We start from the raw sequence: 12,814 nt of genomic DNA, 5'->3' as shown, positions 1-12,814 counted from the left end.
GGAAATGAAAATCACATCTTAAGTTCTTCACTCAAAGGATTTGTGATGTTTATCACGTATGGTCCGGGTAACGTGTTGAGGTCAATGTATTGCATCGTGATGGTGTCGTTACATCTTTTACTTTCCTCCTGATTTGCATATTCACTCCCGGCAACCTGGTTGTTTGTTTTTTCTTCTTCCGGATTTATAGTGTAGGCATGAGGTGGCGTTTCAGGGCGACAGACTGTGAGGATAATCACTAACATTCATGCGCGTTATGGGCGTGTCAGCAAACTGGATGCAACAGAGCCGAAACTGAAATTTGAACCCGGATTTCTGTATGCTGAAATACCTTATATTAGCGGCATCCAGAATCGAAAACTGAGCCGATATGTACACTTTTATCTTATGGATAAAGCTATCCTGCAGGCCAGGGATTTAAAGCCTTTAGCCCGGGCATTTTTACGCTGGATAAGGTGGCTGGAGGATAACGGACTTGACCCTTTCACCCCGGGAACGTTGAAATACCAAAGCCCTACATATGGCTTCAGGGAGTATCTTCTGGGGGCCGTAAGGCAGGGGCGCATCGCCTCATCCACCGCGGCGGTGTACATCAGCGTTATCCGACGGTTTTACGTATTTCTGGGCAAGTGTGGTGAGCTGGCTGCCAGCTCATTTTTTACGTTGGTCGAAAAAGTCGTTGACGGGCGACGCAAGGTGATAAGTTCGGATCTTGCCATCAGGATAACCAGCACAACAAAAAGGACAATCAACCCACTGAATGATGCAGAGGTTCATATCCTGGATGAGGCACTGAAATCTGAGTCCGGGTTGTTCAGTTTAATGATTGTGCTGATGAAAAATTGTGGGTTACGGCTGGATGAAATGCTGACCCTGCCGTCGTCACTCTTTACTGAAGAGTACCTTGCCAGTGTCCCTGTATCTGAGTTGACCATCAGGGGGCTTCATATTGGTCCGAGATGCGGAGTTCATACGAAGTTTGGGATGACGCGAGAACTCTTCATCACCAGACGATTGTACGAGCAGGTTCTGGATTATCTGGCGGATGAGGAGTATGAAAAGAAGATCCAAAAATGGCGTGCACGACAGGGTGGGGAAGGGCGGCACGAGCCTTTATTTTTAATGGCAAACGGGAAACGGATGTCTGAAAAAGCCTTTTACTCCCGCTGGTACAGTTTTCGCCATCGCCTGGCCCGGTCTGCTCCGGGAAATGTGTTCAGACATAAACCCCATGATTTGCGGGCAACGTTTGCGACCCATTTTTTACGCTCGGCACTGAGTTGCTATCCCGATCAGGCCGCAAATGCGCTGGGTACAGTAAAATACTGGATGGGCCATAAAAGCGAAAATACGACGATGAAATACATCGTCTTTCTTCAGCAAAACCAGATTTCTGATGCAGTCGCCGGGGTCATGGACGCATTGATTGACGGTGCTGCAGGTCGCGATGGAGCCATATATGAGCCGGAGTGAAACGCAGATAACGTGGATGGCCGAAAATGTGCTGTCATGGGAGACGGTCAGCGGACACATCACTCAGCGGGATCTGAACCGATATTATTTACTTGACGTTTATCTTCAGGCTCATTTTTCAGATTATGTGTTGCTCCCCGGATGGTTTAGTGAACATTCGCATCTTGCCCGCCCTGAAAAACGCGATTTTATTGCCTCTCTGAAACGATTTCTTCTGTCTTACCGTCCCGCCGGAAGGTTAACCATTTTCCGTTATCTCAATATGTTTTTTATATGGCAGTCAGTCAATCAGTATGACTATGGCACGGCTGAAGGCGTTGAAATGTATATTAAACATCTCATGAACGATATTCGTCGGCGAAAAATTTCAGTCAGGATGGCAAGACACTACTTGTCCGTGGTCAACCGGTTTTTGCTTACGGGCGGGCAGATTCAGAGGCGGTATGAATATGAATTCTTACCGAAAGGAACGTATCAGCAGCAGGGAAGGGATAGCTATACCAGGAATGAACTTTCCGAGATCCTGAGGCAGTTGTCATCCATGAATGAGTTCCTTGCGGGATGTATCCGGGAGCATATCGCTAAATCGGAAAAAGGGGTGCGGCATTTCTCACCGTCTTTGCTGGCACCTGTTTATGAAGCGTATTTCCGGTATCCGGGAGAGAACGGGGTCAGCAGGGCAGAGATCATCATCAGGGACGTTCTGGAAAATTACTTTCTTACTTCTTTTTTTCTGTTCTGTTACCACACATGGGGAAACACCTCTCAGGTTCTGGGTCTGACGCGGGATGATATACATCTGGATGAAAAGGGTATCAGCACTGATTATGTTTATAAGGGGAGAGCGAATAAGTATATACGTCTGACGATAGGTAAATCGGAGTATGTGACCAAACGTGCGGGCTATTACTGGTTTCTGTCTTTTATCAGGCTCAGGGACGACATCGTTAACTATCTGGTTTCCGCAGATAACTTCCCTCCGGTACAGGCGCTGTTTCTGAGTGAGCCGCAGGTGAAATTCCGTAAGCTTTATTCTCTTAATCCCAGTCATCTGACTAAATTTTCTAACTCTGAGGGGGCGTGGGCCACGATGCGGCAGCTTAATCCCTCGCTTCCATCAATTACCGTTTCTGGCTTGCGCAAAACGTCTGAGCAGTATACGGACAGAACATTAAAGAATGGTCTGATTACGGCGGAAAAAGCACAGCATAACTGGGGCACTTACAGGCGGAATTATGCTGCAGGTAACCCACAGGGGGCGAAGGAAAACTTCAGTGCTGCACTTGATACGCTTATGAATCAGGGGATTGCGACACGTGCGTTATCCGAGCGGGTAAAAGTTGCTGATGAGCTGGGGATCGATCTGCGTGGAAGCGATGAGGGTGTGGATCTTTTATTGAATGGCCTGGGATGTCGATCGCAGGAGCCGCCTACAGATATTGAATTGCGCTTTATAAAAAAGCAAAAACGATTTGGCCGGACACCAAAGGCTTGTGCGGATTTTTCTCATTGTGTCGAATGTTCAAAAAGTTGCGTTGTGGAAACGCTGGAGTCTGTATGGCTCCTGCTGTCATTCAGGCATGCTATCGAGTATGGAAAACCGTTGTACATCGGTTCGGTCAATGCTGTGGAGCGTTATGAAACGTTACTCCTGAAGATTGATTTACGGCTTGGGCTGGTAGATGAGGCGACCCTGAAAAAAGCGCGCGTTAAACTTCAGCGAGAAGGTGTGGCTCCGGTATGGCAGATTTGAAGAAAAAAGAGGTAAGCCGTAGTCGAATGGCGGAGTTTCCTGCCGGAACGCCGCTTCGTTCAGGGGATGAGTTTCCGACTGAGGATATCATCTGTGAGGCACTAGAAAACAAAAGCTTTGAACGTCTGAATAACTGCCTGGTTATCGCCAGCTCAGATGAACATGATATGCGTTTTATCAATGAGGAGACGCTGAATATTTATTTCAGGGATGATGTCTGGACCAATCGCTATGTCAGAACCCATATTGGTGAAACGTTAAGAACCGTTAATTTTTCAGGCATACGGGATCCTGAACTGCGTCTTGAAGCCAAAATCATCTCAGCCAGCCTGCTCTGGATTGTCGGCAGGACCGCGAAGACGCAGTCCCTGATCCGGAAATGTGCAAACATTGTGGCGGGAGCCCGTATTATTGAGTCTATGGGGTATCGCAGTCTGTTTCAGCTTCGTTTTCCGCTTGTCCGGAATGCTTTCATTGTAAAGATGAAGGAGGAGGATGAGCACGGCAGGAAGCGTTCTGAAAGAACATTACGTAATTACTTTATGGACCTGGCGGATATCTCGCTGACAGGTCATACCCGTCTTCGAAAATACGGTTACTTTCCTGATATTAGCTTCGACAGTTACAACAGTGTGGATGATTCAAACCAGACATATTGTATGCCTTTCAGTCTTATGATGTCTGTCTGGGAAGGGCTGATTACTGAACTGGATGCTGAAATCAGTGATTTCGATTTTGACGGGTTTTCCCGGCTGTGCGCTATCATAAACGGTTTTTATGATTCGCCTTACTATACGTCGATGCTGGAAGCCCGTAAAAGAGGGACAGCAAAAAGCATACCGGATTACCGGGCCGCGTATTACTACAATATTGTTGCCGGGGAAATTCGGGCGCTTTTCGCGACACTTGGCCCCGGGATGCAGGGCTGGTTCTCGGTACATAAAAATAAGCGCTGGAGATCTGATTTTATTGGCGTTGATCACATAAAGCTGAACACCTGGCATTTTGAGCTGACGTTAAAAGTCATGAATGTGATACAGGCCATGTCGGGGATGAGACACAGCGAAGTGCTTGGCGTGATGCACGGTTCACTGATTTATGATGGTGATATCCTGGGACTTCGTTCGGTGTTGCATAAGTTCGCCCCGGAAGGTGGAAGTCACGAAGACTGGGTTGTTTGTCGCTATGTGGAAAAGCCTTTTCAGCATTTACGCAGAATTAATCAAATCATGACAGGCCTGGACGGGAAGACGCTGGACAATGTTCCATTGTCTTTAAATATCAGGTCGTGGTTCTCGGAGCAAAAACTCTCTTTTATGGGGACGCAGCGCCAGACTGAGTGGGCAAAGAAATTTGTGAAAAGACACCATCTGTTCATCCGACGTGACCATATTGATGAGTTCAGGCTTTTAAATCCAAACATACGTGATGATGAACGCGTTGCGATGGAGATTCGGGAGGGGGCTTTCTGGCCATTGCGAACCCATCAGTTTCGCCGTTCACTTGCTGTACACCTCAGGCGTCTTGATCTGATTTCTACTAATGATCTTATCCGGCAGTTTAAGCACTTAATCAGAGGCATGACGGAGTGGTATATGTCCGGTGCACTCAACGCTTCGCATTTTAGCCGGGCGATCCCTCAGGCATTCGCTGCCGAGATTGAGAGGGTTGATACCGAACTCTCAGCTTCCAGGGCTGTTTCTTATCAGCATGAAGGCCTGCTTTATGGCGAAGGCGGGAAGTTACTGATGTCCCAGAGAGGTGGGCACTTACATCAGATGACGTTTCCTACACTGAAAAAAGCGATGAGCATGGCTAAACGAGGCGGGCAAAAACTGGTATCTCTTGGAAACGGTTTTTATTGCATGAATGGCCATGACTGCGAGTTTAAGGCGGTTGTTCAGTCAGCGTCCTGCAATCCGGGATGTGAGAACATGCTGGCCGGAGCTGATTCTGTTCCCGTGTGGAAACGCAGGATGGCTCATTATGACAACCTTCTGGAGATTGCCGTGCGAAATAATGCTCCTCAGGCTGACAGGGATTTTCTGATGCTTGAGAGAGATTTTTATGCAGATGCTGTCCGTTTTTTTGAAAAGGATGAATAGAGCATGACGAACGAACAGTCGGGGGTTAAAAAAACACAGGCAAGAGCAGAGCAGGCCCTGAGGGAACTGATGTTATCAGGGGAGCGTATCAGCCAGTATGCTGTGGAAAAACGAGCGGGGCTGGCAAACGGCACCCTGAATTATAACTGTCCTGAGTACAGGCAGGTCAGGGAGGCTACCGGCTTTATCACCTCAGTGGCCTGGGCGTAAAACGCAGAAGACGTCGTAAAGGGCTGGCAACAGAACGTCTGCCGCTGCTCCGTCCGGCGGCGCCCAATCTGACCTGGTCGATGGATTTCGTCATGGACGCACTTTCCACCGGTCGCAGGATCAAGTGTCTTACCTGCGTCGATGATTTCACAAAGGAATGCCTGACGGTCACTGTTGCCTTTGGGATTTCAGGCGTTCAGGTCACGCGTATTCTGGACAGCATTGCACTGTTTCGAGGCTATCCGGCGACGATAAGAACTGACCAGGGGCCGGAGTTCACTTGCCGTGCACTGGATCAATGGGCCTTTGAGCATGGTGTTGAGTTGCGCTTAATCCAGCCGGGCAAGCCAACGCAGAACGGATTTATTGAGAGCTTTAACGGACGATTTCGCGATGAATGTTTGAATGAGCACTGGTTCAGCGATATCGTTCATGCCAGGAAAATTATTAATGACTGGCGGCAGGATTATAACGAATGCCGCCCGCACTCCACGCTGAATTATCAGACACCGTCTGAATTTGCAGCGGGCTGGAGAAAGGGTCATTCTGAGAATGAAGATTCCGACGTTACTAACTGAGTGTTGTATCTAATCGTGGGGGCAGGTCAGAGGCTATGCGACCGTCGCAGATGCTGTATATTCAGGTGGTGTAGCGCTTCACGGCTACGAAAGTACAGCGTTTTATAAATTGTCTCAGGTGATATTCGCAGCGTTTTTTGACGTGGTTTTGTTCGCCTTAACCATCCTGATATTTGCTCTGGAGACCATTTCATCTCCAGCTTTTCCAGAACAAGCTTTCGCAATGGTAAATTTTGATCCAGTAAGCACGGTTTTGGCCTTTTCGCCATTCTGTTGGCTCGGTTATTAGCATCAACAGCTTTGTAATAGCGTCTGCCCCGATTACGCTGAACTTCACGTGAGATCGTCGAAGGACTGCGATTCAGCGCAGTAGCTATCGCACGAATGCTCATTTTGGCTGACAAACCAGCTCGTATCTCCTCGCGCTCAGACAGTGTCAGGTGAGCTACAGCCCGCTTACGCTCATGGGGTTTTATGCCGCCAGTATCCCTTAACATAGTGAAGATCGTTCCGGGTTTTGAACCCAGGATATTCGCTATTTCACTGAAGCCTGTTCCGTTCTTCCATAGTTCAAAAACAGAGGCTTTTTCCTCTGCTGTAAATGTTCGTCTCATTCAAAAAACCTCCGCAACCCCATGTTTTCACATAACTGTTGCGTTGACCAATTGAATCTACAGCGGCGTACTTCGCAAAACTGTCCGACTGAGGTACGCCTTTATCCGTGACAACGCCCGTTGCTGGCCTGCTCGCCTGCTCTGTCGGGTGCTGGATGTTCATCCCAGTGGCTTTTACGCATGGCTTCAGCAGCCGCATTCACAACGCCATCGGGCAGACCTGAGACTGACAGGACAGATTAAACAGTTCTGGCTGGAATCGGGATGCGTCTATGGTTATCGCAAGATCCATCTGGATCTGCGGGACAGCGGGCAACAGTGCGGAGTCAACAGAGTCTGGCGACTGATGAAACGTGTCGGGATAAAGGCTCAGGTCGGATACCGGAGCCCGCGGGCACGTAAAGGCGAGGCCAGTATTGTGTCGCCCAACAGGCTCCAGCGACAGTTCAATCCGGATGCTCCGGATGAGCGTTGGGTAACCGACATAACCTATATCAGGACCCACGAAGGCTGGCTGTATCTTGCTGTGGTTGTTGATCTGTTCTCACGCAAAATTATCGGCTGGCCCATGCAATCCCGGATGACAAAGGACATTGTCCTGAACGCACTGCTGATGGCTGTATAGCGGCGTAATCCCCAAAAACAGGTGCTGGTTCATTCGGATCAGTGCAGTCAGTACACAAGCCATGAGTGGCAGTCGTTCCTGAAATCACACGGACTGGAGGGCAGCATGAGCCGTCGCGGTAACTGCCACGATAATGCGGTTGCAGAAAGCTGTTTCCAGTTGTTGAAACGCGAACGGATAAAGAAAAAGATCTACGGAACGCGGGAGGAAGCCCGCAGCGATATTTTTGATTACATCGAAATGTTTTATAACAGTAAGCGTCGGCATGGTTCTAGCGATCAGATGTGACCGACAGAATATGAAAACCAGTATTATCAACGGCTCGGAAGTGTCTAGATTATCCGTGGCTATTCACCGGGGCAAACAGGCCGATCAGGAACGACATAAGAAAGTTCTGTATTACCGACAGGTCAAGAAACTGAGCATAAGAGAAACTGCTGAAGCCACCAGTTACAGTACATCTCAGGTCTGCAGGGTTCAGGCCCTGTTCAGGCCTGAAAATTAAGCACATTTTCTGAGGCTGGAAATCAACTCATGCTGACAGCCTGAGCCTGTTGGCATGGTAAGCAATGTGCTCACCAATAAAGCTGGAAATGAAATAATAGCTGTGGTCGTATCCAGTATGATATCGGAACGACGCATTGAGGTTCATCTCATTGCATACTCTCTCAAGGATTTTGGTGCGCAGTTGCTCTTCATAAAAGGCGTCACTCAGCCCCTGATCAATGAAGATTTCTGGTAATTTTTCACCCTGTAAAATGAGGCTGACTGGATCGTAGGCTTCCCACGTTTTTCTGTTTTCACCCAGGTAAGCGCTAAATGCCTGTTGCCCCCATGGCACCTGAGAAGGCGATACTATCGGGGAAAATGCTGATACGCTCACATATTCACCAGGATTTCGCAGAGCCAGCACCAGAGCACCCAGCCCTCCCATAGAATGACCGGATATAGATTTTCTTGCCGTTGCAGGAAAATGATTCATGACGACATCCGGAAGCTCTCTGAGAATATAGTCATACATCCTGTAATGAACATTCCACGGCTGTTCCGTCGCGTTCAGATAAAAACCGGCCCCCTGGCCAAGATCGTAACTGTCGGCATCCGGGACATTATTACCCCGGGGACTGGTATCCGGGACAACAACGATGACGTTATGCCGGGCTGCATAATGCTGCATACCTGATTTGGTGATGAAATTCTGCTCAGTACAGGTCAGGCCCGACAACCAGTATAGTACCGGCAGTTTTTCTGTTACTGCTTTGGGAGGAAGATACACACCGAAATTCATTTCACAATTAAGGGATTGTGAATAATGCCGGTACACGTTTTGCCAGCCGCCAGAGCTGGCATGCTGCTCAATGAGTTCCATCAGCCGTTATCTCATGGTTATTTCCCCTGACCGAAGCCAGGGGAAGTATCTTTAAATCCGGACGTCAGATAAACGTATACGCCGTGATTTTGTTACCCGCCGGATCCCGCAGGTAGGCAGCATAGGCCCCGGGAAGGTGACCACGCGGGCCAGGTTGACCTTCATCAGCTCCACCGGCGGCAAGGCCGGCAGCATGGAAAGCATCAACCTCTTCCGGGGTGGCAGCAGCGAAGCCGACAGTCACCCCGTTAGCGGAAGGTGCTTCACCGTTGCCCGGACGGGCAATGATAAATGCCGGCTTTTCGCGGCCATAGAGTACCCAGCCGTTGCCAAACGGGCCGAGGTTATTGATACCAAGCGTGCCCAGGACGACATCGTAAAATGCGGAGGATTTCTCGACATCGGCTGCGCCAATGAACACATGAGAAAAGATGCCGTCACCAGAAATTACCGGAGTTGTCATTTTCCACTTCCTTCAGTTTGAGTTGATTAAAATTCTGATGGGATCAGTAATGAATCACTGTCCGGATAGATTTGCCTTCATGCATAAGCTCGAAGGCGTCATTGATTTCATCCAGTGTCATCGTATGGGTTACAAATGGCTCAAGGTCAATATCCCCCTTCATGGCATCCTCGACCATACCGGGGAGCTGAGTGCGGCCTTTTACTCCGCCAAACGCGGAACCTTTCCATACGCGCCCGGTGACCAGCTGGAAAGGACGGGTGGAAATCTCCTGTCCGGCCCCTGCGACACCAATGACAACGGACTGCCCCCACCCACGGTGAGCACTTTCCAGCGCTGCACGCATGACGTTAACGTTACCGATACATTCAAAGGTATGGTCAATACCCCACTTGTTGATATCCAGCAGAACATCTTTAATCGGTTTGTCATAATCATTCGGGTTAATGCAGTCAGTGGCCCCGAACTGACGGGCCAGGTCAAATTTTGTCGGATTAGTATCGATAGCGATAATACGTCCCGCTTTTGCCTGACGGGCCCCCTGTACCGCAGCCAGACCAATTGCCCCCAGACCAAAAATGGCAACTGAATCGCCCGGCTGCACTTTAGCCGTGTTATGGACGGCGCCAATACCGGTAGTCACGCCACAACCCAACAGGCAGACGTGTTCATGGTTCGCCTCCGGGTTAATTTTTGCCAGAGAAACCTCGGCCACAACGGTGTATTCACTGAATGTGGAACATCCCATGTAGTGGTAAAGAGGCTGACCGTTGTATGAAAAGCGAGTGGTCCCGTCAGGCATCAGTCCTTTGCCCTGAGTCTCGCGAACCGATACACAGAGGTTCGTTTTACCGGACTGGCAGAATTCACACTCCCCGCATTCAGCGGTGTAGAGCGGAATAACATGGTCACCCGGCTTCACACTGGTGACGCCTTCACCAACTTCAACGACGATACCGGCTCCCTCGTGGCCGAGAACCACCGGGAAAACGCCCTCAGGGTCATTCCCTGAGAGGGTAAAGGCATCGGTATGGCAGACACCTGTGTGGGTGTTTTTAATCAGCACCTCGCCTTTTTTAGGCGGAGCAACATCAATTTCAACAATCTCCAGGGGCTTCCCTGGTGCAAATGCAACAGCGGCACGTGATTTCATACGTAATATATCCTCAATGTAATAATGGCCTCACCTATTTAAGATAGGCACGAACCAGCTCAATCGTATCGTCAACTGATTTACTGACTTCATGACTGTAGCTGTCATTCTGGTCAAAGGTTTCCCGTATGTGGCTCTCCAGCACCTCTGCCATCAGTCCGTTAGCGGCGCCCCGGACGGCGGCGATTTGCTGGAGAACGGAACGGCATTCAGCGCCACTTTCAAGTGCTCTTTCCAGAGCATCAATCTGACCCCGGATACGGCGAACCCGGGTTAGGACCTTTTTTTTCTCTTCAGGAGTACTGGGCATTGCTTACCTCACTGCTCTGTATTTCTTATACTATAGGGGAGTATTACATTAAGATCAACACATACCCCACTATAGTATAATAAATATATCAGAGCACCGGTAATGACTCCAACTTACTGATAGTGTTTTATGTTCAGATAATGCCCGATGACTTTGTCATGCAGCTCCACCGATTTTGAGAACGACAGTGACTTCCTGCCCAGCCTTGCCAGATGCTGCCTCAGATTCAGGTTATGCCGCTCAATGCGCTGCGTATATCGCTTGCTGATAACGTGCAGTTCTCCCTTCAGGCGTGATTCATAAAGCGGCCAGCCATCCGTCATCCATACCACGACCTCAAAGGCCGACAGCAGGCCCAGAAGACGCTCCAGCGTGACCAACGTGCGTTCACCGAATACGTGCGCCACAACCGTCCTCCGTATCCTGTCATACGCGTAAAACAACCAGCGCTGGCGTGATTTAGCGCCGACGTAACCCCACTGTTCGTCCATTTCCGCGCAAACAATGACGTCACTGCCCGGTTGTATGCGTGAGTTTACCGACTGCGGCCTGAGTTTTTTAAGTGTCGTAAAATCGTGTTGAGGCCAACGCCCATAATGCGTGCACTGGCGCGACATCCGACGCCATTCATGGCCATATCAATAATTTTCTGGTGTGTACCGGGCTGAGAGACGGTGTAAGTGAACTGTAGCTGCCATGTTTTACGGCAGTGAGAGCAGAGATAGCGCTGATGTCCGGCAGTACTTTTACCGTTACGCACCACGCCTTCAGTAGCTGAACAGGAGGGACAGCTGATAGAAACAGAAGCCACTGGAGCACCTCAAAAACACCATCATACACTAAATCAGTAAGTTGGCACCCTTACCCTGTATAGGTACTCTCTGTTTTTCGTGGCCTGCCTCGCCCACGAATTTCGCCAGTCATGACTTTGCTCCTGCATTTTATTAACGGAAAAGAATAAGTGATTTTGCGCGGAGGCTTCAATCAGTTTATCCCCGGCGGTGACGAGGTGGCCACCTATGCCGACTGGACAGGGGACTGACTATTGCCATAACGCCATCGCAGGTTGCTTCAGTAAACCTGCTAATCCCGTACAATGGCGAATTCGCTATATCCGCTTCTCGCACTTAGCTGCCATAAATCGGCCAGGCAATCACAGGTCATTTCTGTCTCGCAAAGAAGGTGCCGTTTCTGCTTTGCGTTGACACCCCTAAATATTAGAATTAAAAGGAGAGAGTTACTGGAAAAAGGCAGCGGAGGCAGTGACAATCGTGGCTTGAAGCCACTACTCGATGGATGCGGACATGTAGTTGGCGTCATTCGACAAAACTAGCAAACTTCTAATAGTCACCATTTCTCCCGTCTGGCGGGAGTGCTGTCAAATGCCCCCCTCATCTCTGTGTGGGAAATGAAGGGTGAAGGGGAAATAGATGACAGCGTTATTTCTACGCCCAGAATACTGAATACCTTGTACAGACGATCAATACTGGCGCTAGCAGGGTTTGCTTCCAGGCGGGCATAGGTTTGCTGCGTTACGGCAAGCCTCTCAGACACATCTTTTTGCGTGAAGCCCTTGATTTTGCGAAACCCGATTAGCACAGGTCTGAGCTGGTTCAGCGTTTTTATCGGGAACTGATTATTCATAAGTGACCTGCCTCGCAGACTGAGTAGGGAGTACCGCCCTGTAATACAGCAGGTAAGGTGTATTTTGTGTTATACAGACTATAGGCTGTAAAACCTTTATTGAAAAGATGCTGATGTTCCAGGGGCATGCCGAGCATGGACGATTTTCTGCGGGGCGGTATTTCGCTACGGGGGAGATTGCGTTCGGGCAATGTACCGGTGTAAAAAACGTCAATTTTTCAAAACCGCTGTTATCGGGATAAGCTGAAAACTCCGAAGGCAGACACAGCCACGAATAATGTCAGACTTAAACTCTGTAGCTGTCTTCTTTTGCCTGTAAATAACGTCTAGTTTGACTCTGATGAAGGCTGTACCAGGCAGAGAACATGTCACTCTCGGGGCCGGATGATAAAATGTGTTCAACTGGCTGGGCAGGGTAATAGCGAAGAACGTTCTCTGAAATTCGATTCAGCTCAGCGTAACGTGCGCTGTAGGTATGTATAATCCATTGCATCAATTTTGCATCCGTATTATTCGC

The 12,814-nt window shown here is 49.2% G+C and carries 10 protein-coding genes and 4 pseudogenes; 7 read left to right on the top strand and 7 right to left on the bottom strand.

Features of this window, described 5'->3' with window-relative positions:
- The first annotated feature begins 225 nt into the window (after window positions 1–225).
- The 5 genes and pseudogenes from AAER43_RS19330 to AAER43_RS19310 form a co-directional block, all read left to right on the top strand.
- Window positions 226–1,473, top strand: a complete 1,248-nt coding sequence (locus tag AAER43_RS19330) for a site-specific integrase (protein ID WP_007897923.1) — start codon at window positions 226–228, stop codon at window positions 1,471–1,473.
- Window positions 1,460–3,226: a hypothetical protein gene (locus AAER43_RS19325; protein ID WP_007897920.1), complete on the top strand. Its 1,767-nt coding sequence runs from the start codon at window positions 1,460–1,462 to the stop codon at window positions 3,224–3,226. Before AAER43_RS19330 ends, AAER43_RS19325 begins: the two co-directional genes overlap by 14 nt.
- Window positions 3,214–5,331, top strand: a complete 2,118-nt coding sequence (locus AAER43_RS19320) for a hypothetical protein (RefSeq protein ID WP_017384059.1) — start codon at window positions 3,214–3,216, stop codon at window positions 5,329–5,331. The genes AAER43_RS19325 and AAER43_RS19320 overlap by 13 nt, the downstream gene beginning before the upstream one ends.
- 3 nt (window positions 5,332–5,334) lie before the next feature.
- Window positions 5,335–5,541, top strand: coding sequence for a hypothetical protein (locus AAER43_RS19315; protein ID WP_342702015.1), 207 nt, complete (start codon window positions 5,335–5,337; stop codon window positions 5,539–5,541).
- Window positions 5,508–6,119, top strand: a pseudogene (locus AAER43_RS19310) (IS3-like element ISSen4 family transposase); the annotation flags it as partial. The gene AAER43_RS19315 and the pseudogene AAER43_RS19310, both read left to right, overlap by 34 nt.
- A gap of 29 nt (window positions 6,120–6,148) precedes the next feature.
- Here AAER43_RS19310 and AAER43_RS19305 read toward each other — a convergent pair.
- A pseudogene (locus AAER43_RS19305) lies at window positions 6,149–6,733 on the bottom strand (IS30-like element IS30 family transposase); the annotation flags it as partial.
- A gap of 67 nt (window positions 6,734–6,800) precedes the next feature.
- On the opposite strand from AAER43_RS19305, the pseudogene AAER43_RS19300 reads away from it, so the two are divergent.
- Window positions 6,801–7,646: pseudogene (locus tag AAER43_RS19300) on the top strand (IS3 family transposase); the annotation flags it as partial.
- Window positions 7,647–7,710: 64 nt separating this feature from the next.
- A pseudogene (locus tag AAER43_RS19295) lies at window positions 7,711–7,863 on the top strand (resolvase); the annotation flags it as partial.
- A gap of 27 nt (window positions 7,864–7,890) precedes the next feature.
- Here AAER43_RS19295 and fghA read toward each other — a convergent pair.
- From fghA to AAER43_RS19265, 6 genes are all read right to left on the bottom strand, one after another.
- A complete protein-coding gene (gene fghA / locus AAER43_RS19290) occupies window positions 7,891–8,727 on the bottom strand; it encodes an S-formylglutathione hydrolase (RefSeq protein WP_012561110.1) in 837 nt (278 codons plus the stop codon).
- 64 nt (window positions 8,728–8,791) lie between these two features.
- Window positions 8,792–9,190 (bottom strand): VOC family protein, encoded by a 399-nt coding sequence (locus AAER43_RS19285; protein WP_012561111.1) that lies wholly within the window; start codon window positions 9,188–9,190, stop codon window positions 8,792–8,794.
- A 43-nt stretch (window positions 9,191–9,233) separates the two neighbouring features.
- On the bottom strand, window positions 9,234–10,343 hold the full coding sequence (gene frmA / locus AAER43_RS19280) for an S-(hydroxymethyl)glutathione dehydrogenase (protein WP_017384070.1): 1,110 nt from the start codon (window positions 10,341–10,343) through the stop codon (window positions 9,234–9,236).
- Between the two features lie 34 nt (window positions 10,344–10,377).
- The gene (frmR, locus tag AAER43_RS19275) at window positions 10,378–10,653 is read right to left on the bottom strand and encodes a formaldehyde-responsive transcriptional repressor FrmR (protein WP_017384071.1); all 276 of its coding nucleotides are present in this window, start codon (window positions 10,651–10,653) and stop codon (window positions 10,378–10,380) included.
- Between the two features lie 113 nt (window positions 10,654–10,766).
- A protein-coding gene (locus AAER43_RS19270; protein ID WP_223195083.1) for an IS1 family transposase occupies window positions 10,767–11,464 on the bottom strand; the annotation gives its coding sequence in 2 pieces (ribosomal slippage) (window positions 10,767–11,215 and window positions 11,215–11,464; 699 coding nt in all).
- Between the two features lie 536 nt (window positions 11,465–12,000).
- Entirely contained in the window at window positions 12,001–12,297 is a 297-nt protein-coding gene (locus tag AAER43_RS19265; RefSeq protein ID WP_023314851.1) for a helix-turn-helix transcriptional regulator, read from the bottom strand.
- Window positions 12,298–12,814 lie beyond the last annotated feature (517 nt).

It is taken from the genome of Enterobacter sp. FUJ80071 (genome assembly GCF_038739915.1).
GTDB lineage: Bacteria > Pseudomonadota > Gammaproteobacteria > Enterobacterales > Enterobacteriaceae > Enterobacter > Enterobacter kobei.
The sequence above is the reverse complement of the archived record's forward strand: the minus strand, read 5'-3'. Positions and strand labels throughout refer to the sequence as shown.